This is a genomic window from Algibacter marinivivus (genome assembly GCF_003143755.1).
In the GTDB taxonomy this organism is placed as follows: domain Bacteria; phylum Bacteroidota; class Bacteroidia; order Flavobacteriales; family Flavobacteriaceae; genus Algibacter_B; species Algibacter_B marinivivus.
Genome location: NZ_QFRI01000002.1, coordinates 409,951 through 434,676 on the forward strand (window position 1 = coordinate 409,951; position 24,726 = coordinate 434,676).

The window sequence follows — 24,726 nt, forward strand, 5'->3', positions numbered from 1 at the left end:
AAATTAATGTATAATTAAAGGTCACCAGAATGAACAAAACATTTGGATTATTATTCTACTTAAAAAAGAGTAAAGTAGATGCACAGGGCAAATGCCCTATTTACCTACGTATTACCATAGATGGTAAGCGTACAGAGATTAGTACAAAACGTACCATTGAGATTGAGAAATGGAGCGTTGAAGCCAATAAAGCTATTGGAAGAACAGAAAATATACGAGAACTAAATGCCTATTTAGATTCACTTACTACAAAAGTATATCAAAGCCAAAGAGACTTAATTCAAGATAACAAGGAGGTTACAACCGAAACCCTTAAAAACAAGTTTTTAGGTGTTGAGGAAAAACAAAGAACACTCATAACCATCTTTAATAATCACAACAAGCAAGTTGAAAAATTAGTTGGTAGAGAGTTTTCAGCAGGAACTTTAGAACGTTATAAAACAGTATGTAAGCATCTGCAAGAGTTTATGCAACATCAATACAATGTAAGTGATATACCTGTAAACAGAATAGACCACAAGTATATTACAGATTTTGAGTTCTATTTAAAAACGGTTAGAAACTGCGGACATAACAGTACAATTAAGTATATCAAGAATTTTAAAAAGATTGTACGTATTGTAATAGCAAACGATTGGATTAAAAAAGACCCATTTCTAAATTATAAAGTCCGTTTAAAAGAAGTGGAACGTCAATTTCTTTCAGAAGAAGAAATACAAACAATGCTCGAAAAAGAGTTACACACTAATAGATTAGAGCAAGTAAGAGACATTTTTATATTCTGTTGTTTTACAGGTTTAGCGTATAGCGACGTTAAGAAACTATCAAAAGATAATTTGGTATTTGGTATTGATGGAGATAAGTGGATAAAGACAAAGCGTACTAAAACAGATACACGTAGTAACATTCCCCTACTTCCGACTGCTTTAGAGATTATAAAGAAATACGAGAACCATCCAGAGGCAGTTACAAAAGATGTATTGCTTCCTGTATTGAGCAATCAAAAGTCTAATGCCTATTTAAAAGAGATAGCAGATTTGTGTGGTATCAATAAAAACTTAACCACCCATTTAGCTCGTCATACGTTTGCAACTACGGTAACATTGTCTAATGGTGTGCCAATGGAATCAGTTAGTAAAATGTTAGGTCATAAATCACTAAAAACAACGCAACACTATGCTAAAATATTGGATAGAAAAGTAAGCGATGATATGGCAATTTTGAAACAAAAATTTGCTGATAAAAGTAATGTTGATGCTTCCAAAAGAATCGCTAATTAACATATATAAACAAAGAACAAAAGTATATGCTTAAACCCTTGATTATTCAAGGGTTTTTCTGTTAAAAGATAGTGCATAAATGTTAATAAGTTTGTTTTATGTAAAGGTCAAAATATCGTAAATTAACACAATATAAATCAGGTGTTTACACCTTTTAATACGTTTTAATAAAAAATGACATTTGAAGTAATTACAAAGGATGATTTAAAGACTCTTAAACAGGAAATCATCACAGAACTGAAGACAATTTTAGGAAGCCAAACAGAGCAAAAAAAGTGGTTAAAATCAGCAGACGTACGTGAGCTATTAAATATTTCAGCAGGCACGTTGCAGAATTTACGAATCAACGGAACATTACCTTATACAAAAATGGGTAAAACTATGTACTATGAATATGATGATGTAATCGGAATTTTAATCCAAAACAAAAGTGCATAATGAGAATATACATACCTGAAAACTTGGATATATTCGAGTTAACGCACAATAATCCGCCAAGTTTTAAACCTTATAAGTTAGACAAGCTATGTTATATCCTGCATTTAATAAATGCTATTCCATTAATGGATAAGAATATTCAGGGCGAAGATTTTGTGCCTATCAACGCAAAAAAATTGCAGGATAAAATACAGAACTATAAAAAGTATCTTAACTATTTAGAAAGCGATTTACAAATTATTGAGTCCGATAATCATTATGTGGTTGGAGAAAAATCAAAAGGATTTCGATTTATTGAGAGATACAGAACACCTGTAAAATCAATGCAAGTTGAAGACTTCACTTTTAGAAACAAATTAAAAGCCCATAAAAATCGTAAAATAGAGTCGGTTAAACATCTTGGCTTTTTAACAAAGTGGTTTAATGATAAACTACGAATTGATTATGATTACATAGATGACTTTTTAGTTCAAGAGCATAATTTAAAAATAAAAGATAAAGCACTTTGGGAGTACGACAGAGTAAGAAAAAAATATAAGCATCCAACAAATCAAATGGTACACGCTCAAATGAGCGCACAAAGGTTAAAATGGCAAGATTATAATTTGATGTTGGATGATAATGTATATCGCTTTCATACCAATTTGACCAATATGCCAAGTCGAATTAGAAATGCTGTTACGTATGATGGCCAAAAATTAATTTCGTTAGATATTAAAAACAGTCAACCCTATTTAAGTACTATTTTGTTGAGTCGTGATTTTTGGATAGTGCAAAAATTTGAGCGAAATAAGAATAACTCATTGTCGATTGCTTTTGATGAACCGCAGAGTCGCTATTTTTCTTATCTTAATAAAATAAATAAGGTTTTCAATGAAATAAAGAGTGATACATTAAATATTTCACATATAAATATTCATAACAATGATTCTTACATTATGTTAGGAGAAATCCCCCAATCCCTTATAAATAATGAGTTTCAAGACTATATTGATTTAGTAGTATCTGGAAAGTTATATGAGTTTTTAGAGGATGCCTTTTTACAGGAATTAGGTATTGAATTAAAAGACCGCAAAGAAGTTAAAGCAGCAGTTTTTCAAGTGTTGTTTACATCCAACCAATTTAAGGGGCAAGCAGAAGCAGCACCCAAAAGGTTATTTGAGCAAAAGTTTAAAGCGGTGTTTGATGTATTTGCTAAAATAAAAAGTAAGGACAAATCTTTACTTCCAAGATTATTACAGAGCATAGAGAGTCATTTAATGATTAACATCATAGCAAAGCGTGTTTCAGAAGGATATCCATTAGCACCTATATACACTATTCACGATAGCATATCTACTACTGAAGAATATGTAGAAGTAGTTGAGCAGATTATGATGGAAGAGTTAACCAAGGCTATTGGTCATCCACCAACAATAAAACAAGAGGTATGGTGTAAAAGCAATATGGTAAAGCATCTTGAAACTTTAAAGGAGAAAGCAAAGGTTGTCGCTTAAATAAAATAATTGCACAACCATTGCATCATTAAATTTTTATCTTTGTACTTGTGAAATTTGTAACAATCATATTATCATTAATTATACTATTGCTTTCAGCAAAGCCTTGTTCTGATGGGCAAAATATAGAAGACCAGCAGCATCAAGACGAGATAAGTACAAATCATAATCATCAAGAAGATAGCGACGATTCTTGTCCTGTAACTTGTATTTGTAATTGTTGCGGTATGACAATTACTTACGAACCCATCAAGACATTTGATTTAAAACTTAATATTGAAATCTCAACGGATTTAATTTCTACATATCAACCTATTTACGGGTTTAATTTCCTTTCCAATATTTGGCATCCGCCACAAGTAATCAGCTAAAACAAATCGATTTTAAATCAATTATTTAGTTAATTACAAATACAATTCAATGAATAAATACCTATTGAGCATAAAGCTCATATTAATACTTTGCCTATCGTTACAGGCACAAACATCAGACATACAAATAAAAGTCCTAACAGAAGCTGAAAACGAGCCTTTATTGGGCGCAACGGTTTATTTTGAAGCATTAGAAAAAGGAGCAGTAACCGATTTTGATGGTATTGCAACTTTTACAGAAATACCAGATGGTCAGCATCAAATAATAATTTCCTTTTTAGGCTTTGAAGCATTTGAGACAACAATTCAAATTCCAAGTAATACAGCGTTAGTCTTTAAATTAAAAGAAGGTGGTAATCAATTAGATGCTGTAGTACTGCAATCTTCAAGAAGTACGAGAACCGTTAGAAAAATACCGACACGTATAGAGTTTATAGGTGCAGAGGAATTAGGAGAAAAAGCAATAATGAATCCTACTAATATTTCTATGGTGCTTCGTGAAAGCACAGGAATACAAATGCAACAAACATCATTAAGTAGTGGGAGTACCAATATTCGTATTCAAGGTTTAGATGGTAGGTACACACAGCTTTTAAGAGATGGATTTCCATTATATGGTGGTTTCTCAAGTGGGTTAAGTATTTTACAAATACCACCTTTAGACTTACAACAATTTGAAATTATTAAAGGAAGTTCGTCAACACTTTATGGTGGAGGTGCTATTGCAGGATTAGTAAATATGGTATCTAAAACACCAGATGAAGAACCTGCATTAGATATTATGCTAACTCAAACCCAAGCGTTAGGAAGTACTGCCAATGTATTTTATAGCAAACGAAATGAAAAATTCGGTGTATCACTTTATGGTTCTGGTCATTACCAAAAAGCATACGACCCAGAAGATGATGGCTTTAGTAACCTACCAAAAACAACATCAATTTCATTCAATCCAAAATTATTTTATTATCCATCAGATAAAACAACACTTTGGTTTGGATTAAACGGAACGTACGATGATAGAATTGGTGGAGATATTACCAAAATTGAAAGTGGTGAAGAAGGTATTCATCAATATACAGAAGAAAACAATTCAAAACGATTAAGCAGTCAATTGGTATATCAAACACAATTAGATTCCGTTAGTTCAGTAGAGTTTAAAAATAGTGTCTCTTTTTTCGATAGGAATTTAACCGTTCCGGATTTCAATTTTGATGGCAAACAGACAAATACGTTTACTGAAATCACATATAATACAGCATCAGAAAAAACGGATTGGATAGTTGGAGCTAATCTTTATACCTCAAATTTCGATGAAAATGATAACGCACCACTACAGAGAGACCAAAAAGATGTAACCTTTGGCGCATTTGCAAATAATATTTATGATTTATCAGATAATTGGATATTAGAAACAGGATTAAGAGCAGATTATAATACGGATTTCGGTTTCTTTCCACTTCCAAGAATTTCATTACTTTATAAAAACAATAGTGGATTTTCAAGTAGAATTGGTGGAGGTTTAGGGTATAAGATTCCTGATATTTTTACAGAAGAAGCAGAGTATATCAATTTTGAAAATGTGCTTGCTATAGATAAATCTACAGTAGATGCAGAACGTTCTTATGGTGTTAATTTCGATGTGAATTATCAAACACGATTATCGGATGAGATTGGTTTTTCCATAAACCAATTATTCTATGTGACTGCTATTAATGATGGACTGCTTTTAAATTCTACAGATAACGGTTTATTTCAGTTTGAAAATGCACCAGATGAAATCTTTAGCAAAGGAGCAGAAACCAATATTAAGTTTACTTACAAAGACTTTAGATGGTTTTTAAACTATGCGCTTATTGATACCAAACTAAATTATTTACCTGGCAATCCACAAAAGCCATTAACAGCAAAGCATAACGCAGGTAGTGTTTTAATGTACGAATCTGAAAAATGGCGTATTGGTTATGAAACCTTTTATACAGGAAAACAATTCTTATCCAATGGTACAGAAACTACAGACTTTGTAACTATGGGTTTATTGGTGATGCGTAATTTTAAATTAGGAAGTGTATTTGTGAATTTTGAGAATTTTACAGATAGAAGACAAAGCAGGTTTTCACCTTTGGTTTTACCACCTCACGAAAATCCTGTTTTCCCAGAAATATATGCGCCAACAGATGGTTTTATATTTAGTGTAGGACTTATTATTAAACCATTTGGAAACGAACACCACGATTAATTATGGAAACAATAGAACAATTATTAGAGTCAAAAGATATTCGCATAACGGCAATGCGTTTGCTTATATATAAGTTTCTTGCAGAAAAAGAGATAGCAGTAACATTGAGTGACATTGAAAATGCTTTTGAAAAAGCAGATAGAACTACCTTATACAGAACTATTAAAACTTTTGAAGAAAAGGATATTGTACATCAAATTGATGATGGCACAGGAATTACTAAATATGCATTGTGTGAACAAGGTTGTAGTTGTGATATAAAAACAGATTTACACTTACACTTCCATTGTAACAATTGCAATGAAACCATTTGCCTAACAAACCATAAAATCCCTCAAATTAAAGTGCCTGATGGCTTTGTTTCGGAAAATGTAAACTTGGTTGTAAAAGGTATATGTGATAAGTGTAGTGGATAACAAATGCACTTCCATTGCACTTACTATTAAATTACTTTTATCCAAAATTAGTGGATATGAAGTTTAATACTAAAATACCTAAACATCTTAAACAGGCTTATAACGAAGAAATAAAACAATACAGTTTATGTTTAGAAAATAAACAGTTTGGTTATGCTTGGTTTCATTTAGAGCGTAGTCATATAATAGGACAGTCTTATCCTATAGAACATACCTATTCACATTGGCTAATGCTAAAATTTGGATTTAGACAAAAAGATACTAAAGAAGTAATAGGTCAAATAGTTAGGTTGTTTGTGGGTGGCTGGAAATCATTTATAAATCACGTTCCACTTGGTAATACTGGTGGCGCAAACGTACCACCATTAAAACGTATGCCTATTCCAAAAGACATTGAAAAATTATTAGATATAGAATGAAAAATAAATTAGCGGTTACAAGTATCCTAACAGCAATCACAGCTTCATTGTGTTGCATCACACCTGTTTTGGCATTAATTGCAGGAACAAGTGGTGTAGCTTCAACTTTTTCTTGGATAGAACCATTTAGACCTTACTTAATAGGGCTAACTATATTAGTTCTTCTCTTTGCTTGGTATCAAAAATTAAAACCAGAAAAAGAAATCGACTGTGAATGTGAAACGGATAAAGAACCAAAATTTATGCAGTCAAAAACCTTTTTAGGCATTGTAACAGCTTTTGCAATTGTGATGTTGGCTTTCCCATACTACTCAAGTATGTTATATCCAAAAACCGAAAAACAAATCATAATAGTTGATAAATCAAATATAAAAACAATAGAGTATAAAATAAGTGGAATGACTTGTGCCAGTTGTGAAGCACACGTTAACCACGAAGTAAATAAACTTAACGGAATTGTAAACTCAAAAACATCATACGAAAATGGTAACGCAATCATTGAGTTTGACGAAACTAAAACCAATGAATTGGAGATTGAGAAAGCAATTAACGCAACAGGTTATAAAGTAACTAACAAAAAAGAAAATTAATGAAAACCATATTAAAATCGGAAATCACTTGCCCTAACTGCGGACATAAAAAAGTAGAAGATATGCCAACAAATGCTTGTCAATTCTTCTACGAGTGTGAGCATTGTAAAACGGTTCTAAAACCAAACGAAGGTGATTGTTGTGTGTATTGTTCTTATGGAACAGTTCCCTGTCCACCAATTCAAGAAAATAAAAGTTGTTGTTAAAACTAACTTGATGAAAAAAAAGAAAGTCAATTTAAGAGATTTAAAACCAAATTCAGAAGAACAACATTCTCACGATGATGGTCACGACCACGGAAATGGAAGTGCATTCAAAACATACATTCCAGCACTTATAAGTTTTGTGATGCTAATCGTAGGAATTGCTGTAGATTATTTTGATGCCATTCCTCAATTTGAAGGATGGATTCGAGTAGTTTGGTACACTTTAGCATATATTCCAGTTGGGTTTCCTGTAATTAAAGAAGGATGGAAAAGTCTTATAAAAGGCGATGTTTTTACCGAGTTCTTTTTAATGTCTATTGCCACCATTGGTGCGTTTATCATTGGTGAATATCCTGAAGGTGTGGCAGTAATGCTATTTTATGCAGTAGGAGAATTATTTCAAAACGCAGCAGTTAATAGAGCAAAAGGAAATATTAAAGCCTTATTAGATGTTAGGCCAAAAGAAGCCAATGTATTTCGTGATGGTGATTATATAAGTGTATCGCCCGAAGCTGTAAATATTGGCGAGAAAATACAAATTCGAGTAGGTGAAAAAATTCCATTGGATGGTATTTTATTATCCGAAAAAGCATCTCTAAACACCGCAGCATTAACAGGAGAAAGCAAACCAGATTCTATTCAGAAAGATGCAAAGGTTTATGCAGGTAGTATTAATTTAGAAAGCGTTATTGAAGTTGAGGTAACCAACATCTTTGAAGATAGTTCTATTGCGAGAATATTAGACTTGGTTCAAAATGCAACAGCTCGTAAGTCTAAAACAGAATTGTTTATCAGACAGTTTGCTCGTATCTACACACCAATTGTAGTGTTTTTAGCTATTGGTGTTACTTTTATACCTTACTTTTTTGTAGATGATTATGTATTTAGAGATTGGTTATACAGAGCATTAATTTTCTTGGTAATATCTTGTCCTTGTGCGTTAGTGATTTCAATACCATTAGGTTATTTCGGTGGTTTGGGAGCAGCTTCAAAAAATGGAATTTTATTTAAAGGTGCTTCATTTTTAGATGCAATGACCAAGATAAATACTTTGGTAATGGACAAAACAGGAACCGTTACCAAAGGTGTTTTTAAAATCAAAGAAGTAAAAGCAATCGGTTGGAAAGAAACCGAATTTATGCAATATTTAATGGCGATGGAAGAACAATCCACGCATCCAATAGCTAAAGCCATAATGGTATATAAAGGAACTGAAAATAGCTATGAAGCAAAAGAAGTTTCTGAAATTGCTGGTAAAGGATTAAAAGGTATAGTAAACGATAAAACTGTTTTAGTAGGTAACAAAGCCTTGATGACTACCAATAGTATTGATATTCCAAGTGAAACGGAAACTATTGTAGAATCTATAGTATTAGTTGCAATCGATAATCAATTTGCAGGTTATGTAGTAATAGCGGATGAATTAAAAGAGGATGCAAAAGAAACTATTACAGAATTACACAAAGTAGGCATTAAAAATATTATGATGCTTTCCGGTGATAAAGATTCCATTACGCAACAAGTCGCTAAAGAGTTGAATATCGAAAATGCTAAAGGTGGTTTACTACCAGAAGATAAATTAAACGAAGTTGAAATTTTAAAGAAAAATCCTGAAAACAAAATAGCCTTTATAGGTGATGGTATTAACGATGCACCAGTTTTAGCAGCGAGTAACGTTGGTATTGCAATGGGTGGTTTAGGTAGTGATGTAGCTATTGAAACAGCAGACGTTATAATTCAAACAGACCAGCCTTCAAAAGTAGTTAGAGCCATTAAAATAAGTCGTTCTACAAGAAAAATTGTTTGGCAGAATATCATTTTAGCGTTTGGAGTTAAAGTTATTGTATTGATATTAGGAGCAGGTGGTTTAGCCACAATGTGGGAAGCAGTTTTTGCAGATGTAGGAGTAGCATTATTAGCAATTTTAAATGCAGTTAGATTACAACGAATGAGTTGGGATTAAGCAGATTATTCAATTAAACTTCTGTTAAACAAAATCAATAGTTGTTAAAATTTCGTAACTTCGCAATCAATATGAAGCAGTTTTTCCATAAAATAATGTCTTTAGCAATGGCTTTTGTAGTGTTATGCTCTACAATGTCATTTACTGTGAATATACATTATTGTGGAGATACTTTAGTAGAAACTGCTATCTTTCAAAAAGCCAAAGGGTGCGGAATGGAAATGGAAAAGCCTTCAACCGAAGGATGTTCTATTACCAAGAAAAATTGTTGTGATGATGAACAATTAGCAATTGAAGGTCAAGACGAATTACAATTGCAAGTTGACAAAATCTCATTTGAGCAACAGGTATTCATCGCTTCATTTGTTTATACTTTTATTAACCTTTTTGAAGGTTTAGACAATAATGTATCTACTTACGAAGAATATAAACCGCCACTCGTCGTCAGGCAACTCTACAAGATTGACGAGACATACTTAATTTGATTTTTAAACAATAGACTCTTTTATCCTATGACTGCAATGTCGTAAGGATAATTTGCTGTATTCGGTGTTTTTCAAACACCAATGTCTAATTGTTTAATTATCAAAGCCAATGCTAAATAAAAGCATCAAATTTTTAATAGAAAATAAACTCGTAGCAGTTTTATTATTAGTTCTCTTTATAGGTTGGGGAACAGTCAACGCACCTTTCAATTGGGATACAGGATTCTTACCAAGCAATCCTGTTGCTGTAGATGCCATACCAGATATAGGTGAAAATCAACAAATCGTTTTTACCAAATGGGATGGTCGCTCACCACAAGATATAGAAGACCAAATAACGTATCCATTAACCACATCCTTGTTAGGGATTCCTGGAGTAAAAACCATTCGTAGTTCCTCTATGTTCGGCTTTTCAAGTATCTATATCATTTTTGAAGAAGACATAGAATTTTACTGGAGTAGAAGTCGTATTCTCGAAAAACTTAATTCCTTACCAAGTGGTTTATTACCCGAAGGTGTTAATCCTGCATTGGGTCCAGATGCCACAGGATTAGGACAAATATTTTGGTACACGCTTGAAGGTCGTGATGAAAACGGTAATGTAACTGGTGGTTGGGATTTACAGGAATTACGAAGTATTCAGGATTACTATGTAAAGTATGCGTTGTCCTCTGCAAGTGGTGTTTCAGAGGTTGCTTCTATTGGTGGCTATGTTCAAGAATATCAAGTGGATGTAAATCCAGAACTAATGCGTCAGTATAATATTGGATTGCATCACGTTGTAAAAGCGGTTAAGGAAAGCAATAAAGATATTGGTGCACAAACTTTGGAAATTAACCAAGCCGAATATTTAGTGCGTGGTTTGGGTTATGTGAAATCCATTTCAGACATCGAAAATGCAGTAGTCACTTCAGAAGACTATACAGCGATTAAAATTAAGGATATTGGAAAAGTCTCTTTAGGTCCTGCAACACGTAGAGGGCTTTTAGATAAGGAAGGTGCAGAAGTTGTTGGTGCTGTTGTGGTTGCTCGTTATGGTGCAAATCCAATGGAAGTCATCAATAACGTAAAAGAAAAAATTAATGAATTAAGTGCAGGATTACCTTCAAAGGTATTGGCGGATGGTAGAACTTCCCAAGTAACCATAGTACCCTTTTATGACAGAACAGAATTGATACAAGAAACTTTAGGTACACTCAATGAGGCATTGACTTTAGAAATACTTATAACCATTCTGGTCATAATCATTATGGTGTTTAATCTTCGAGCGTCCGTATTAATTTCTGGACTACTGCCAGTAGCAGTTTTAATGGTATTTATAGCGATGAAACTCTTTGGTGTCGATGCTAATATTGTCGCATTATCTGGTATTGCTATTGCTATTGGTACAATGGTCGATGTTGGTGTTATACTATCAGAAAATATAATTCGACATTTAGATGAAGATGATGGCACACAATCCATTAACACGGTAGTTTACAACGCAACAGCCGAAGTATCTGGTGCAATCGTAACCGCAGTAATGACCACCATTATTAGTTTCATTCCTGTATTTACGATGATTGGTGCAGAAGGAAAACTATTCAGACCATTGGCTTTCACAAAAACCTTTGCATTAACAGCTTCTATAATTGTAGCGCTATTTTTAATTCCGCCTTTCGCTGCATTTTTATTCCGAAAGAAAAGCATTAATAACACTTTTAAATATGTTTTAAATGGCGTTTTAATAGCATTGGGAATTGTAGCAATAGTCTATGGATATTGGTTAGGATTGATTTTGATAGCGTTTGGAATTACAGCACTTCTCAATCTTCAAAGTAAGATAACAGACAAGCAAGCTAATCTTATCAATATCATTATTTCGGTATCAGCTATTGTATTCTTGTTAGCAGAATACTGGAGACCATTAGGCATTGATAAAAGCATTTTTTGGAATCTCATTTTTGTGAGTGTTATTTGCTTTGGTTTATTAGGTGTTTTCTCATTATTTATAAAATACTACACACGTATTTTAAAGTGGTGTTTAGATAATAAGTTGCTCTTTTTGTCTGTCCCAACAGCTATTGTCATTGCAGGATTTTTCATTATGAAAAATACAGGCAAAGAGTTTATGCCCTCATTAAATGAAGGCTCATTTCTACTAATGCCAACCTCGATGCCTCATTCTGGTGTAGAAGAAAACAAACGTGTTTTACAGCAATTAGATATGGCAGTAGCCAGTATTCCAGAGATTGAAACCGTAGTTGGTAAGGCAGGAAGAACAGAATCAGCTTTAGACCCAGCGCCATTATCAATGTATGAAAATATCATTCAGTACAAACCAGAATATATGCTTAATGAAAACGAAGAACGTCAACGCTATAAAATAAATGAAGATGGTTTGTTTGAATTGAAAGATGGACGATTCATCGCAAATCCAAATAATACTAAAGATGTTACTTTGAGCGTAATTAAAAACTCTCAATTAATAGAAGATAATGATGGTGAGTTTTATAGAAATTGGCGACCAGAAATACAATCACCAGACGATATTTGGAATGAAATTGTAAGAGTCACCAAATTGCCTGGTGTTACCTCTGCACCAAAGCTACAACCTATTGAAACCAGATTGGTAATGCTTCAAACAGGAATGAGAGCGCCAATGGGTATCAAGGTAAAAGGTCAAGATTTAAAACAAATTGAAGCGTTTGGTGTGCAGTTAGAGGATATTTTGAAACAAGCTGAAGGTGTAAAAGATGAAGCTGTTTTTGCAGACCGTATCGTAGGGAAACCCTATTTGTTAATTGATATTGATAGAGAAAAAATTGCACGTTATGGTATTTCAATACAAGATGTACAAGATGTACTTAAAGTTGCAGTTGGCGGAATGGTATTAACCCAAACCGTTGAAGGTAGAGAGCGTTATGGTGTACGTGTTCGATACCCAAGAGAGTTAAGAGCTAATCCAACCGACTTAAAACAGATTTATGTACCAGTAGAAAAAGGCAGTCCAGTTCCTTTAAGCGAATTGGCAACAATAAAATATGAACAAGGTCCACAAGTAATTAAAAGTGAAGACACCTTTTTAGTAGGCTATGTATTATTTGATAAAATGGATGGTTTCGCAGAAGTAAGTGTTGTAGAAAATGCACAAGCCTTAATTCAAGAAAAAATAGATAATGGCGAATTAGTAGTACCAAAAGGTATTAATTATCAATTCACAGGAACATACGAAAATCAGTTGCGAGCCGAAAAAACCTTGTCGGTTGTTGTGCCTTTAGCATTAGCAATTATTTTCTTAATTCTGTATTTCCAATTCCGTTCTGTAGGTACATCATTAATGGTATTTACAGGTATTGCAGTAGCATTTGCAGGCGGATTTCTAATGATATGGCTCTATGGTCAAGATTGGTTTTTAAACTTCAATTTCTTTGGCGAAAATCTACGTGATTTATTTCAGATGCATCCTATTAATTTAAGTGTTGCAGTTTGGGTGGGCTTTATTGCTCTTTTCGGAATTGCAACGGATGATGGTGTAGTTATGGCAACGTATTTAACGCAAACTTTCAATAGAAACACACCAGATAATAAAAAGGAAGTAAGAACATCTGTTGTAGAAGCAGGAGAAAAACGTATCAGACCTTGCTTAATGACAACAGCTACAACCATATTAGCATTATTACCAGTATTAACATCAACAGGACGTGGTAGCGATATTATGATTCCTATGGCAATACCAAGTTTTGGTGGAATGCTTATAGCCTTAATAACCTTATTTGTAGTACCAGTATTATATAGCTGGAAAGCCGAAGTTCAACTTAAAAGAACTGTAAAATGAAACACATAAAATCACACATAAAAACAGTCTTTTTTCTTTGTTCGTTATTCTTTGTTCTCAAAGGAAATGCACAACAATTAGAAGTACTCATAGATGAAGCCTTAACAAACAATCCAGAAATTCAAAAGTTTGAGTTACAATACAAAAGAGCTTCTGAAAAAGTGAATGAAGTCAATACCATTCCGAACACCGAATTTGGAGTTGGTTACTTTGTAAGTGAACCGGAAACCAGAACAGGTGCACAACGCTTTAAAGTATCTGCTAAACAAATGTTACCGTGGTTCGGAACCATTACATCGAGAGAAAATTATGTGAGTTCATTGGCAGATGCTAAATACGAGGACATTGTTATCGCAAAGCGAAAACTAATGGCTTCGGTATCACAATCCTATTATAATCTATACGCGAACAAAGCAAAGCAAGAGGTCTTAACTGAAAACATTAAACTATTAGAAACTTATGAGACGTTGGCATTAACTTCTGTTGAGGTTGGTAAAGCATCCGCAGTAGATGTGTTGCGATTGCAAATGCGTCAAAACGAAATGCAACAATTAAAAGATGTATTGCAACAACAATTTTTAGCAGAACAAACCAAATTCAATAATCTATTGAATAGAGATAATGATGTTACCGTGAATGTGGTAGATAGTGTAATGATACCTTCTGAAGACTTTGATATTACTTCTGAAAATTTAGCATTACATCCTGAATTACTAAAATATGATAAGCTCTATCAATCCATAGAGCAATCAGAATTATTAAATCAAAAAGAAAGCAGTCCAATGATTGGTTTTGGATTAGATTATATCAATGTTTCAGAAAGGCCAAATATGGATTTCAGCGATAACGGAAAGGATATTGTAATGCCAATGGTTTCGGTGTCAATCCCAATTTTCAATAAGAAATATAAATCCCAAACCAAACAAAACGAGTTAGAACAGCAAGAAATAACAGTTCAAAAGCAGGAACGATTAAACACTTTGGAAACACTTTTAAGCAAGGCGATTAATGAGCGTATTTCTGCAAGAATAAGTTATACTACTCAAACTAAAAACCTAAAACAAGCAAAAGATGCAGAAGATATTTTAATCAAAAGCTATGAAACAGGAACGATTGATTTTAATGATGTTTTAGACATTCAAGAGTTACAGCTAAAGTTTCAAATGAACCAAATAGAATCTGTGAAGACCTACTTTGTACAAACTACTATAATTAATTATTTAACTAATTAAACTATGAATAAATCAACATATATAATCGTATTGGTAATAATGGTAATTGCTTTTACCTCTTGCCAAAACACACACAAAAAAGAAGTCTCAATATTAGTAAAACATTCGGGAGCTTTAAGAACAATAATGTCTGGTAACATTCAACCCGTAATTAGTTTAGATACACTTTCAAAAAAGAAACATCTATATGCTCTTGGTGCTGTAGATAATCTCAAAGGTGAAATACAAATATTTGATAGTAAACCGAGCAACAGCTTTGTGATTGATAGTAGCTTGCAAATTAAAGATTCTTATAGTCTAAAAGCGTCTTTATTAGTATATGCTGAAGTGGAAGAATGGGATACTTTTCAAATCGAGAATAGTAAGACAAAAAGTGATTTAGAAGAACAAATTTTTGAACTCGCCACAAATAGTGGAATCAATACTGAAGAACCATTTCCTTTCTTATTAGAAGGTATAATCGCCTCTGTGGATTGGCACGTCATAAATTGGAAAGATGGTGATACTATCCACAACCATAAAAAGCATAAGGAATCTGGTTTAAATGGAACTTTAGCAAATAGAAGAGTTCAAATTATAGGCTTCTATTCCACAAAGCATAAAGCAGTTTTCACTCATCATACTACCAATATGCATATGCATTTTAAAACTGATGATAATGCTATTGCTGGTCATATTGATGATTTATCATTTAATCAAACAGTAACATTAAAGCTACCAAAAAAATGAAACATATATATAAAATAAAAGGAATGACCTGTGGCAGTTGTAAAGCATCTGTAGAAAACAGTTTAAGAGATATAGATGATGTTTCCGATGTCGAAGTTAATCTTGAAAATCAAGAAGCAACAATAACTATGGATAAACATATTGATATTGTAGAACTTCAAAAGTCTTTAGCATCGAAATATACCATAACTCAAAAAGAAATAAAGAATGTTTTTACGTCTACGCAATCTTCAAGTTTTGAGATTGAAGAAGAAAAAAGCAAATTACAACAACTTAAACCACTATTACTCATCATCTTCTATATAGCGTCAGCAAGCGTATTGTTAAATTATAAAAATTGGAGTTGGAGCGAGTTTATGCTGGACTTTATGGGCTTATTCTACATCGTTTTTAGTTTTTTCAAGATGTTAGATTTAAAAGGTTTTCCAGAATCCTTTCGTATGTACGACCCTTTAGCTAAACGTGTTCCTTTTTATGGGAAAGTTTATCCATTTATTGAAACAGCTTTAGGACTGATGTTTTTAATGCGGTTTGAAATTAATATAGCTTTAATAATTACACTAATAGTATTAGGGATAACAACAATTGGAGTAACAAAAACATTATTGGACAAAAAATCAATACGATGTGCGTGTTTAGGTACTGCTTTAAAATTACCTATGACAGAAGCCACTTTTATTGAAAATGCTATTATGATTGTAATGGCGACATTAATGCTTATAAATTAAATTGTTATGGTAAATAGACATACGGCGTTAAAAATTAGAAAAACCCACAGGTATTTGGGTCTCTTTTTAGGGATTCAATTCCTGTTTTGGACTATTAGTGGTTTATACTTTAGTTGGACGAACATCGATGAAATACACGGAGACCAATTTAAAAACTTGGAGTATCAACCCAAAGCATTTAATAGTTTAATAAGTCCTTCAGAAATGGATGTTTCAAATGGAATAAAGACTATTGAATTAAGAGATATTGATAATGCACCGTACTATTGGATAAATAAAGAGCAATTGTATAATGCTTTAGATGGAATGCCAAAAAATAGTATTACGCAGGATGAGGCACTCTATATTGCCAAAAACCATATGAAAAGTGGTTTAGAGGTAGAATCTGTTGAGCAAATTACTGAAACTGGAAAACACCACGAGTATCGAGAAAAACTACTACCTGCTTATGTTATCTCATATAAAACAGATGAAGCACTAAAAGCATACGTTTCTGTAAGCGACGGAAAATTTCAAACCGTAAGACATCGTTCTTGGCGTTGGTTTGATTTTCTTTGGATGACACATACTATGGACTATGAAGGCAGAGACAATTTTAATACCATTGTTTTGAGAGCATTTTCACTTTTAGGATTGATAACCGTTTTAAGTGGGTTTTTGTTGTGGTACACCTCGTCACCTTCAATTAAGAAATTATTAAAACGAAAAAAATAAAGAAATGAAAAAATATATAGTTTATCTCGGAATATTAGCTGTAGGTCTACTTTTAGGGTGGATACTGTTTGGTGGCTCATCAAAAGAAGATACAGACCATAATCACGATGCAGTTACAGAAACCAATCAAATGTGGACCTGTTCAATGCATCCACAGATTATGCAACCAGCAGCAGGAGATTGCCCCATTTGTGGTATGGATTTAATTCCTGCAGAAAGCGGAAGTGATGGTTTATTAGCAGGCCAATTTAAGCTTACAGAAAACGCTATGGCTTTGGCTAATATTCAAACAACTGTTGTCGGTAAAGGCAATGCAGAAGGCAATACCATTAAACTATCTGGTAAGATTGCCGAAAATGAAGAAGCCAATGCGGTACAGGTAAGTTACTTTTCAGGTAGAATTGAACATTTGAATGTGAGTTTTACAGGCGAAGAAGTTCATAAAGGTCAGTTATTAGCAACCATTTATTCGCCAGAACTCTATGCAGCGCAACAAGAATTGATTACAGCAGCATCTTTAAAAGAATCACAACCAGCTTTATACAAAGCGGTTCGTAATAAATTGAAGTTATGGAAGCTCTCTGAAAATCAAATCAATCAGATTGAAGAAACCCAAAAAGTGAAAGAAAACTTTCCTGTGTATGCAACCGTTTCAGGAACAGTTACCGAAAAATTAGTAGAGCAAGGCGATTTCATAAAACAAGGTCAACCGTTATTGAAGATTGCCAATCTCAACACGGTTTGGGCAAATTTTGATGTCTATGAAAACCAGATAGAGTTATTTAAAAAAGGTCAAGAAGTTTCTGTATCTACCAATGCAAATGCAAATAAGGTATTTAAAGGAAAAGTCGATTTCATAGACCCAATTTTGAACAGTAAAACAAGAACAATAACCTTACGTGTAGTTCTAAATAATAAAGATGATGTATTTAAACCAGGAATGTTTGTGTCTGCAAATATTGATAGTGTTAAGAATGAAAATAAAGAAATCTTATCGATTCCTGCATCTGCTGTGTTATGGACTGGAGAACGCTCTGTGGTTTACTTAAAAACAAATCCAGACCAAACCGTTTTTGAAATGCAAGAAGTAGTTTTAGGTAATCAAATAGGTAATGAATATGAAGTTTTAGAAGGTTTATTAGTTGGAAATGAAATAGTGACTAACGGAACATTTACGGTTGATGCAGCAGCACAATTACAAGGCAAAAAGTCTATGATGAATAAAGATGGTGGCAAAGTAATGACTGGACACGAAGGTCATTTAGGTATGGATAACAATTCACCCAACAAAGAAAGTGACCACACTAATATGAATGAGCGTTTGAAAGTATCAATGAAATTTCAAGAGCAGTTAAAAGCTGTTTTCAATGAGTATATCAATTTAAAAGATGCTTTAGTAAAAGAAGATTCAAAAAGTACTTCAGCAAACGCAACAACTTTATTAAATAAATTGAATAAAGTAGATATGAAATTGTTGTCAGATAATAAGGCGCATAACCATTGGATGTCATTAGAAGGCGAAATAAAATCTTCTGCAACTTCAATTTCTGAAACGTCCGATATAAAATCACAAAGAGACCATTTTAAACATTTATCATCACATCTAATCAATGCTGTACAACTATTTGGTGTCGATGAAAAGGTCTATGTAGAATTTTGCCCAATGGCAGATAACAACAATGGTGCATATTGGTTGAGTAAAGAAGAAAAAGTAATCAATCCATACTTTGGCGAAGCAATGCTAACCTGTGGTGAAGTAAAACAAGTAATAGAATAATAAATCAAGTAATAACAATTAAATTTTAAACAATGAAGAAAGTAATTTTAAGTGTAGCTGTAATAGCAGCATTAGGTTTAACAAGTTGTAAAAACGAAACCAAAAAAGAAACAGAAACCACAACTACTGAAATGTCTAAAGATATGGCAATGACAGACCTGTCTTTTGGTGTAAGAGGAAATTGCGGAATGTGTAAAAGCACTATCGAAAAAGCAGCTAACGGTGTTGAAGGTGTTGCAAGTGCTAATTGGGATGTCGATAAAAAGAAGATTGATGTGTCTTTTGATGATACAAAAACCGATGCAATGGCAATCCATAAAGCAATCGCAGCTTCAGGTTATGATACCGAAAAAGTAGCTGGTGATGAAGAAGCATATGATGGTTTACCAGGTTGTTGTAAATACGACCACGAAATGATGATGAATCAATCAGGTGAAACAAAAAGTGATGACCATTCAAATCACGACCATTAAGCAATAATGAAAGAGTCTTTTTCGGAAGGCTCTTTTTTATTCCCCACAACCCAAAATCCAGTTTTTTCGTACCTCAAAATCCTCTGTCTTTTGTGTTGTTCCGCTCACCTAACAAGTTTAGCGTTTTTTTGTCTTTAAGGTAATAGCATATTACAGCTTTGGTTTTCATAAAATCAAACCAAACTGCAATAAGCTATTCTGTTATTATTTTCTCATAAAACCCTAAACTCACCCAAGCTATGTTACATAATACAAGTTATAGTAGCAAAAATCCTTTCAAGGGTTTGCTAACGCAGTATTCTTATATTTTCGTAGCTATAACTGGTATTATGTAAAATATCCGCTTATCCCACGCTCACATTGGAACTTCAAACAAAATGACGTTATCTCATTCAACTGCACAAAATCATCGTTAAGTCCAAGTATTCCTTACCTCAAATCTTTGTTTGCTTCATTTCGTTAACTTTCATTTTAGGAAAAGTAAGATGAGGTAATAAAATAAAAAAGAAAGCAAATATAGGTAGCTTCCATCAGCCAACGCTCAATACTGTAAAGGTCAAGCCCTACGGGTTTTGAATAAAACTTTTTTAAGTGGTAATGTTAATATGTTTCAAGATTTTAGAGTAAAAAACTTTTACCCAAAAACCTTGACAGCATCATCCACGCTACCTTTAACATTGGCTGTCTTTTTTCTTTTCTTTAAAAAAATTATGGCAAAAGAAAAAGCCCTACAATAAAAATTATAGGACTCTTTCAGCTTCAAAGGTCAGAATGAAACTATGCTACTTCTACGATATTTAAAACGTTATATGCACCATTTTTAAGCGGATACTGAATACCGTTAATCTCTTGGAAGAACTCTACCAATAAAACGAATATATCGTTTCCTGTGCCTGTTGGAACACCTGCAGGCGTTAGTGTTTGCGTTGCAGACGTTGAATCAATCGGAATATTCACAGTTGGACTGTATTCGATTGCGTTATCTGTAGTATCAAAGTCAACTTTTAGAAATGCTGAACTTAAACTTACGTGTGTTGCGCCACTTGGATATGCAATATCATTTGTAGGTGTTAAATTTGGGATAGTAATTTCACCTGTCGCACCATCTACAGTAAACGGAGCGAATAAAACAGCACTTAAAATGGCTCTATTGTTGAAATCCAAGCCTTTTAATGTGGCTTTACCTTCTGGTGTTGCTAATCCTGTAGCTACATTTCTTTGTCCTCTTACAGAGGTTGTATCAAAGTTTTTAATTTGTGTCATTTTTTGAGTAACACGACTTGAAACTCGATTGTCTTTTGCTCTAATCATTAAGTTTCTAACTGATGTTCTCAATAACTTACCAGATGATGCAGAACTTCCAAATTCTGAACCGTTTTCACGAGTACGTTCAAACGCTGGGTCATTTTGAATACGCTCTTTAGAAACACCGCCTTTAGTTTTTACTAAATAACCCTCTTTTGCTTTGTAAAAAGTTAGATTGTCTAACGTTCCTTCTAACTTAATAATACCTTTCAATTTTGCCATAACTAATACATTTTTTGATGATGAATATCAAATATACGAGCTATTGATTGTCAATGTATTAGAGTGCTTCCATAGTGTTTATAAGTTGCCAAAACTTCCGATTTAGTTAGTTTTTTCAATGGGATATTAGTCGTATATTGTATATAAGTGCTTTATAGCAACGGTATAGATAAAGTATAGTTAGAGTATTAATTTTAAATTTAAAGTAAATGAGTAGAATCTGTATTTACCCTAAAGACGTACAGGTAGTAACAGGAAAGAGTGAGCGTTATGGCAGAACAATAATCAAAGCGATTAAAGAACGCCTTAACAAAGAAGCTCATCAGTTAGTTACTATCGATGAATTTTGCGACTTTATGGGCTTTGAAATCAGTAAAGTACAAGGATTAATCAAGTAAATTCCTTATCTTTACTACAAGGTATAAAGGTGACCTATTAGGTGACCCAACAATGGTACAGGACTGAAACAGTAATAAATAAAGGCACTACGAAAGAGGTTCACTTACCTCTTTCTCCGCAAAAGAAACCCACAACAATTAGTTGTGGGTTTTTATTTTATTATTATTCAAAAAGAATTCTATTCCAATATTTTAGTATCAAATACAACTTCACTTGCTACTGTTTTATGTACGGGACATTTTGAAGCTATTTCTTTTAAGCGTTTTTTCTGTTTATCATCAAGATTACCTATAAACTTTAATCGCTTTGAGATATGATCCAGATAACCTGGTTTTTCAACATCAAGCATTAATTCATCACTATGTTTACGGGCATGAGATATATATACATAAACTTCCTGTAAATCCCACTCTTTTCGTTCAGCATATAACTTTAAAGTCATGGCTGTACATGTTGCAATAGCCGCATTAAGATATTCATAAGGTGAAGGTCCAAAATCATCGCCTCCAACACTTGCAGGCTCATCTCCTATAAAGGAGTGGTTTTTAGTTTGGAGTTGTGTAGTGAAATTATTTTCTACTAAATCCAAATGAGCAACTAATTGCTCTCCTTCTGTATTTATCATATCGTTTTCTAACTGTGGAAAATATAATTTTGCCCATTCTCCTATCATTTTTCCAGCATATTCACTGTATTTAGAATTCATCAGTAAATGATCTGCATCATGCAAACTCACAAAACTCTTTGGATGTATAGCATTATGATATAATTCTTGCGCATTTTCAATTCCAACAATATTATCAAATGGTGCATGCATTATCAAAAGTGGTTTACGCAAATTTTTTGTGATAGATGGTAAATCGGTTTTACCAAAATCATTCACAAACTCTTGATTAACTTTAAAAGGTCTACCTCCAATATTTATCTCAACTTCACCTTTATGAGCTACTTCATCTATAGCATGAGAAAAATGATGGGTTACATGATCTACAGTTGCAGGTGCTCCAATGGTTGCAACAGCTTTTATATTATCTAATTTAGAAGCAGCAACAATTACTGCAGCACCTCCTAAAGAATGCCCTACTAGCAAACTAGGAGCTTTATAATGTTGTTCGATGTAATCATTAACTGCTAATAAATCTTCAACATTAGCAGAAAAATAACTCTCAGCAAATTCGCCTTCACTCCTACCTAAACCTGTAAAGTCAAATCTAATAACACCAAAACCATGAGACGTTAAAGATCTTGATATATTCTTAGTTGCATTTAAATTACTACTGCATGAAAAACAATGCGCAAAAATAGCATAGTAATTAGGTTTTTGATTTGCTGGCAATTCTAAATAGGCAGCTAATGAATACCCTTTTATATTTTTAATTTCTATTCTTTTAGTCTTCATGCCTTTTCAGTGTTTAGGTGTGCAATTTTATTATTAGTATAAGTAGAGAATTTTTTTAAAAGCAGCTTTAGCTTTGGGTTTATAAATGTTTTGCAAAATGGCTTTTGCGGATTCTTAAAGTAATAATTTGTGATGGCTTCTCTAGAAGGTTTAAATTCTGAATATGGAAGCACTTGTGTTATGAGTTTATTATTGAATTTTGACTGGTAACTTTCAAGTATATCTTTAGTTATTTCTTCATCCTCTTTTCTAAAAACATAAATAGCTGAACGGTATTTTTTTCTCATACTATGGGCAGATGTACTTTTATGAGTATGTAAATGAATTTCGATAAGGACATCTAACGGAATTAATCTTGCATCATAATCGATAATAACAGCTTCAGAAAACGTATTATTTTCTCCATCTGAGGCTATCCAACCTTGTTGCACATTTATAACACCATGCAAAGATTGAAAAACAGCTTCTGTACACCAATGACAACCACCACCAAAACCTATTCGTTGTAAACTATTCACTTATTAATTTATAATTTAAGTCATGATTTACTACTAATTCCAATTCAGCCTCTTTCTTTCTTTCCAATATAACATACTAGACACCCTATATGCTGTTAACTCTTTTATTTCTGCTTCTGTAAGAACAAATTGTTTAACCTTTAAATTAGATTGCAAGTGCAGACTATTATTAGCTCCACTTAAAACTATAGCTTTTGGAAAAACATCAATACAATAACGCAGTGCAATGGCATCTGGTGCAACATTGTACTTTTCAACTAAATGCTGCATGTAATTATATAGCTTTCCATATTCTGGAAAACTATTGTTTGGTAATAGCCTACCATTAGCTAAAGCTTCTTTGATTATAAAAGGGCCTGACAAACTTTGTAATTCATCTCTATATTTCGAGATACTTTGATCTAGAATATTATAAGTGCATTGGAATGATTGAAACAATTTTTCATTTTCAATTTCAACAGATAAACCTTTTTCAAGCACCTCTATTTGATTATCACCAGTTGTTGTTAAACCAATAGTAATATTGTTTTCTTTTTTTAATTCATGCAACCGATTTAAAACATCAATATTATCAAGTACACCTGTATCTAATGTCGCTGAATGAATTTGATACACTTTTAAAAAAGGTAATAAATTTTTCGAATATTCCCACTGTTCATTCAGCTTTTCTATTGAATGCTCTTTGACTTCATGTTGTTTTGCATGAGGGTCAAAATTTGCAACATAAGTATATCCCCATTTTGTTGAAACCTGAATACTAGAATCATTTTTTGTCTTTAGCCAGTTTACTAAAAGCTGTTCTGCAATTCCATATCCAGGCGATGTGTCAAAATACCTAACACCATTATTATAAGCTTCTTCTAATACTTTTAGACCTTTTTGTTTAAACTTAAACAAAGAGAATTGTTCAGTATCTATTTCCTTCTTAATATTAATATATAATGGCCTACCTATGGCTGCAGTACCTAACCCTATGTTATGTTTATTATTCAAATATTAAACTGATTTAAACTTCTTCTTTTATAAAACTTTCATCAAATCTTAAAAAATGGCATGTGTAACCATTAGGATTTTTTACTAAATAATCTTGATGATAATCTTCAGCTTGCCAAAATGTAGTATATGGTTCAAGGGTTGTAACAACTTTTCCTTGCCATTTACCAGAAGCATCAACTAAATCAATCATTTCCTTAGCTATTGCTTTTTCTTCATCATTTTGATAAAAAATAGCAGAACGATAACTAGATCCTCTATCATTTCCTTGTTGATCAACTGTTGTTGGATTATGCATTCTGAAAAAATAATCTAAAATTTCCTTGAAAGAGGTTTCGTTTGGATTATAAGTCAATTCAATACCTTCAGCATGTCCTGGATGGTTTTTATATGTTGGATTATCATTTTCTCCACCTTGATATCCAACTTCTGTATCTTTAATTCCTGGACGGGTTCTAAATAAATCTTCCATTCCCCAAAAGCAGCCTCCTGCTATATAAGCCTTTTTGTAATTAATCAT

At 32.9% G+C, this 24,726-nt stretch carries 24 protein-coding genes; 19 read left to right on the forward strand and 5 right to left on the reverse strand.

Annotated elements, in window-relative coordinates:
* The first annotated feature begins 29 nt into the window (after positions 1-29).
* From DIS18_RS10140 to DIS18_RS10225, 18 genes are all read left to right on the forward strand, one after another.
* Positions 30-1,280, forward strand: a complete 1,251-nt coding sequence (locus DIS18_RS10140; RefSeq protein WP_109352959.1) for a site-specific integrase — start codon at positions 30-32, stop codon at positions 1,278-1,280.
* Between the two features lie 174 nt (positions 1,281-1,454).
* The gene (locus DIS18_RS10145) at positions 1,455-1,718 is read left to right on the forward strand and encodes a helix-turn-helix domain-containing protein (RefSeq protein ID WP_079738437.1); all 264 of its coding nucleotides are present in this window, start codon (positions 1,455-1,457) and stop codon (positions 1,716-1,718) included.
* On the forward strand, positions 1,718-3,214 hold the full coding sequence (locus DIS18_RS10150) for a hypothetical protein (RefSeq protein ID WP_109352960.1): 1,497 nt from the start codon (positions 1,718-1,720) through the stop codon (positions 3,212-3,214). Before DIS18_RS10145 ends, DIS18_RS10150 begins: the two co-directional genes overlap by 1 nt.
* Before the next feature lie 50 nt (positions 3,215-3,264).
* Positions 3,265-3,585, forward strand: coding sequence for a DUF6660 family protein (locus DIS18_RS10155; protein WP_079738439.1), 321 nt, complete (start codon positions 3,265-3,267; stop codon positions 3,583-3,585).
* 49 nt (positions 3,586-3,634) lie between these two features.
* Positions 3,635-5,821: a TonB-dependent receptor gene (locus tag DIS18_RS10160; RefSeq protein WP_109352961.1), complete on the forward strand. Its 2,187-nt coding sequence runs from the start codon at positions 3,635-3,637 to the stop codon at positions 5,819-5,821.
* A gap of 2 nt (positions 5,822-5,823) precedes the next feature.
* Positions 5,824-6,237 carry a Fur family transcriptional regulator gene (locus DIS18_RS10165; protein WP_069674099.1) on the forward strand — a complete coding sequence of 138 codons (414 nt, stop codon included), beginning with the start codon at positions 5,824-5,826 and terminating at the stop codon, positions 6,235-6,237.
* 56 nt (positions 6,238-6,293) lie between these two features.
* Positions 6,294-6,656 (forward strand): DUF3703 domain-containing protein, encoded by a 363-nt coding sequence (locus DIS18_RS10170; protein WP_069674100.1) that lies wholly within the window; start codon positions 6,294-6,296, stop codon positions 6,654-6,656.
* The gene (gene merTP / locus DIS18_RS10175; RefSeq protein ID WP_069674101.1) at positions 6,653-7,246 is read left to right on the forward strand and encodes a mercuric transport protein MerTP; all 594 of its coding nucleotides are present in this window, start codon (positions 6,653-6,655) and stop codon (positions 7,244-7,246) included. The genes DIS18_RS10170 and merTP overlap by 4 nt, the downstream gene beginning before the upstream one ends.
* Positions 7,246-7,452 (forward strand): GDCCVxC domain-containing (seleno)protein, encoded by a 207-nt coding sequence (locus tag DIS18_RS10180; protein ID WP_083236541.1) that lies wholly within the window; start codon positions 7,246-7,248, stop codon positions 7,450-7,452. Before merTP ends, DIS18_RS10180 begins: the two co-directional genes overlap by 1 nt.
* 10 nt (positions 7,453-7,462) lie before the next feature.
* On the forward strand, positions 7,463-9,415 hold the full coding sequence (locus DIS18_RS10185) for a heavy metal translocating P-type ATPase (RefSeq protein ID WP_069675413.1): 1,953 nt from the start codon (positions 7,463-7,465) through the stop codon (positions 9,413-9,415).
* A gap of 71 nt (positions 9,416-9,486) precedes the next feature.
* A complete protein-coding gene (locus tag DIS18_RS10190) occupies positions 9,487-9,900 on the forward strand; it encodes an HYC_CC_PP family protein (protein ID WP_245925661.1) in 414 nt (137 codons plus the stop codon).
* A 109-nt stretch (positions 9,901-10,009) separates the two neighbouring features.
* Positions 10,010-13,717 (forward strand): efflux RND transporter permease subunit, encoded by a 3,708-nt coding sequence (locus tag DIS18_RS10195; protein WP_109352962.1) that lies wholly within the window; start codon positions 10,010-10,012, stop codon positions 13,715-13,717.
* Positions 13,714-14,949, forward strand: a complete 1,236-nt coding sequence (locus DIS18_RS10200; RefSeq protein ID WP_069674103.1) for a TolC family protein — start codon at positions 13,714-13,716, stop codon at positions 14,947-14,949. Before DIS18_RS10195 ends, DIS18_RS10200 begins: the two co-directional genes overlap by 4 nt.
* Positions 14,950-14,952: 3 nt before the next feature.
* On the forward strand, positions 14,953-15,678 hold the full coding sequence (locus DIS18_RS10205; RefSeq protein WP_069674104.1) for an acetolactate decarboxylase: 726 nt from the start codon (positions 14,953-14,955) through the stop codon (positions 15,676-15,678).
* Positions 15,675-16,406, forward strand: a complete 732-nt coding sequence (locus DIS18_RS10210; protein WP_069674105.1) for a heavy-metal-associated domain-containing protein — start codon at positions 15,675-15,677, stop codon at positions 16,404-16,406. The genes DIS18_RS10205 and DIS18_RS10210 overlap by 4 nt, the downstream gene beginning before the upstream one ends.
* Positions 16,407-16,412: 6 nt before the next feature.
* Complete coding sequence (locus tag DIS18_RS10215) at positions 16,413-17,120, forward strand: PepSY domain-containing protein (protein ID WP_069674106.1); 708 nt, start codon at positions 16,413-16,415, stop codon at positions 17,118-17,120.
* Positions 17,121-17,124: 4 nt separating this feature from the next.
* A complete protein-coding gene (locus tag DIS18_RS10220) occupies positions 17,125-18,897 on the forward strand; it encodes an efflux RND transporter periplasmic adaptor subunit (protein WP_109352963.1) in 1,773 nt (590 codons plus the stop codon).
* 32 nt (positions 18,898-18,929) lie between these two features.
* Entirely contained in the window at positions 18,930-19,370 is a 441-nt protein-coding gene (locus DIS18_RS10225) for a heavy-metal-associated domain-containing protein (protein ID WP_109352964.1), read from the forward strand.
* 777 nt (positions 19,371-20,147) lie between these two features.
* Here DIS18_RS10225 and DIS18_RS10230 read toward each other — a convergent pair.
* Positions 20,148-20,897, reverse strand: a complete 750-nt coding sequence (locus DIS18_RS10230; protein WP_109352965.1) for a hypothetical protein — start codon at positions 20,895-20,897, stop codon at positions 20,148-20,150.
* Between the two features lie 209 nt (positions 20,898-21,106).
* On the opposite strand from DIS18_RS10230, the gene DIS18_RS10235 reads away from it, so the two are divergent.
* Positions 21,107-21,295, forward strand: a complete 189-nt coding sequence (locus tag DIS18_RS10235) for a hypothetical protein (protein WP_035325018.1) — start codon at positions 21,107-21,109, stop codon at positions 21,293-21,295.
* A 179-nt stretch (positions 21,296-21,474) separates the two neighbouring features.
* On the opposite strand, the gene DIS18_RS10240 is transcribed toward DIS18_RS10235, so the two are convergent.
* The 4 genes from DIS18_RS10240 to msrA are packed head-to-tail and all read right to left on the reverse strand — an operon-like array spanning position 21,475 to position 24,726.
* Complete coding sequence (locus DIS18_RS10240; protein WP_109352966.1) at positions 21,475-22,695, reverse strand: bifunctional alpha/beta hydrolase/OsmC family protein; 1,221 nt, start codon at positions 22,693-22,695, stop codon at positions 21,475-21,477.
* Complete coding sequence (locus DIS18_RS10245; protein WP_109352967.1) at positions 22,692-23,213, reverse strand: peptide-methionine (S)-S-oxide reductase; 522 nt, start codon at positions 23,211-23,213, stop codon at positions 22,692-22,694. The genes DIS18_RS10240 and DIS18_RS10245 overlap by 4 nt, the downstream gene beginning before the upstream one ends.
* 33 nt (positions 23,214-23,246) lie before the next feature.
* The gene (locus DIS18_RS10250) at positions 23,247-24,206 is read right to left on the reverse strand and encodes an aldo/keto reductase (protein ID WP_245925664.1); all 960 of its coding nucleotides are present in this window, start codon (positions 24,204-24,206) and stop codon (positions 23,247-23,249) included.
* A 13-nt stretch (positions 24,207-24,219) separates the two neighbouring features.
* Entirely contained in the window at positions 24,220-24,726 is a 507-nt protein-coding gene (msrA, locus tag DIS18_RS10255) for a peptide-methionine (S)-S-oxide reductase MsrA (protein ID WP_109352968.1), read from the reverse strand.

What these genes read in the sequence shown, in the direction of transcription:
- DIS18_RS10140 (WP_109352959.1), top strand. Translation starts at nt 30, where the DNA reads ATGAACAAAACATTTGGATTATTATTCTACTTAAAAAAGAGTAAAGTA.
- DIS18_RS10145 (WP_079738437.1), top strand. Translation starts at nt 1,455, where the DNA reads ATGACATTTGAAGTAATTACAAAGGATGATTTAAAGACTCTTAAACAG.
- DIS18_RS10150 (WP_109352960.1), top strand. Translation starts at nt 1,718, where the DNA reads ATGAGAATATACATACCTGAAAACTTGGATATATTCGAGTTAACGCAC.
- DIS18_RS10160 (WP_109352961.1), top strand. Translation starts at nt 3,635, where the DNA reads ATGAATAAATACCTATTGAGCATAAAGCTCATATTAATACTTTGCCTA.
- DIS18_RS10165 (WP_069674099.1), top strand. Translation starts at nt 5,824, where the DNA reads ATGGAAACAATAGAACAATTATTAGAGTCAAAAGATATTCGCATAACG.
- DIS18_RS10170 (WP_069674100.1), top strand. Translation starts at nt 6,294, where the DNA reads ATGAAGTTTAATACTAAAATACCTAAACATCTTAAACAGGCTTATAAC.
- merTP (WP_069674101.1), top strand. Translation starts at nt 6,653, where the DNA reads ATGAAAAATAAATTAGCGGTTACAAGTATCCTAACAGCAATCACAGCT.
- DIS18_RS10180 (WP_083236541.1), top strand. Translation starts at nt 7,246, where the DNA reads ATGAAAACCATATTAAAATCGGAAATCACTTGCCCTAACTGCGGACAT.
- DIS18_RS10185 (WP_069675413.1), top strand. Translation starts at nt 7,463, where the DNA reads ATGAAAAAAAAGAAAGTCAATTTAAGAGATTTAAAACCAAATTCAGAA.
- DIS18_RS10190 (WP_245925661.1), top strand. Translation starts at nt 9,487, where the DNA reads ATGAAGCAGTTTTTCCATAAAATAATGTCTTTAGCAATGGCTTTTGTA.
- DIS18_RS10195 (WP_109352962.1), top strand. Translation starts at nt 10,010, where the DNA reads ATGCTAAATAAAAGCATCAAATTTTTAATAGAAAATAAACTCGTAGCA.
- DIS18_RS10200 (WP_069674103.1), top strand. Translation starts at nt 13,714, where the DNA reads ATGAAACACATAAAATCACACATAAAAACAGTCTTTTTTCTTTGTTCG.
- DIS18_RS10205 (WP_069674104.1), top strand. Translation starts at nt 14,953, where the DNA reads ATGAATAAATCAACATATATAATCGTATTGGTAATAATGGTAATTGCT.
- DIS18_RS10210 (WP_069674105.1), top strand. Translation starts at nt 15,675, where the DNA reads ATGAAACATATATATAAAATAAAAGGAATGACCTGTGGCAGTTGTAAA.
- DIS18_RS10215 (WP_069674106.1), top strand. Translation starts at nt 16,413, where the DNA reads ATGGTAAATAGACATACGGCGTTAAAAATTAGAAAAACCCACAGGTAT.
- DIS18_RS10220 (WP_109352963.1), top strand. Translation starts at nt 17,125, where the DNA reads ATGAAAAAATATATAGTTTATCTCGGAATATTAGCTGTAGGTCTACTT.
- DIS18_RS10225 (WP_109352964.1), top strand. Translation starts at nt 18,930, where the DNA reads ATGAAGAAAGTAATTTTAAGTGTAGCTGTAATAGCAGCATTAGGTTTA.
- DIS18_RS10230 (WP_109352965.1), bottom strand. Translation starts at nt 20,897, where the DNA reads ATGGCAAAATTGAAAGGTATTATTAAGTTAGAAGGAACGTTAGACAAT.
- DIS18_RS10235 (WP_035325018.1), top strand. Translation starts at nt 21,107, where the DNA reads ATGAGTAGAATCTGTATTTACCCTAAAGACGTACAGGTAGTAACAGGA.
- DIS18_RS10240 (WP_109352966.1), bottom strand. Translation starts at nt 22,695, where the DNA reads ATGAAGACTAAAAGAATAGAAATTAAAAATATAAAAGGGTATTCATTA.
- msrA (WP_109352968.1), bottom strand. Translation starts at nt 24,726, where the DNA reads ATGATTAATTACAAAAAGGCTTATATAGCAGGAGGCTGCTTTTGGGGA.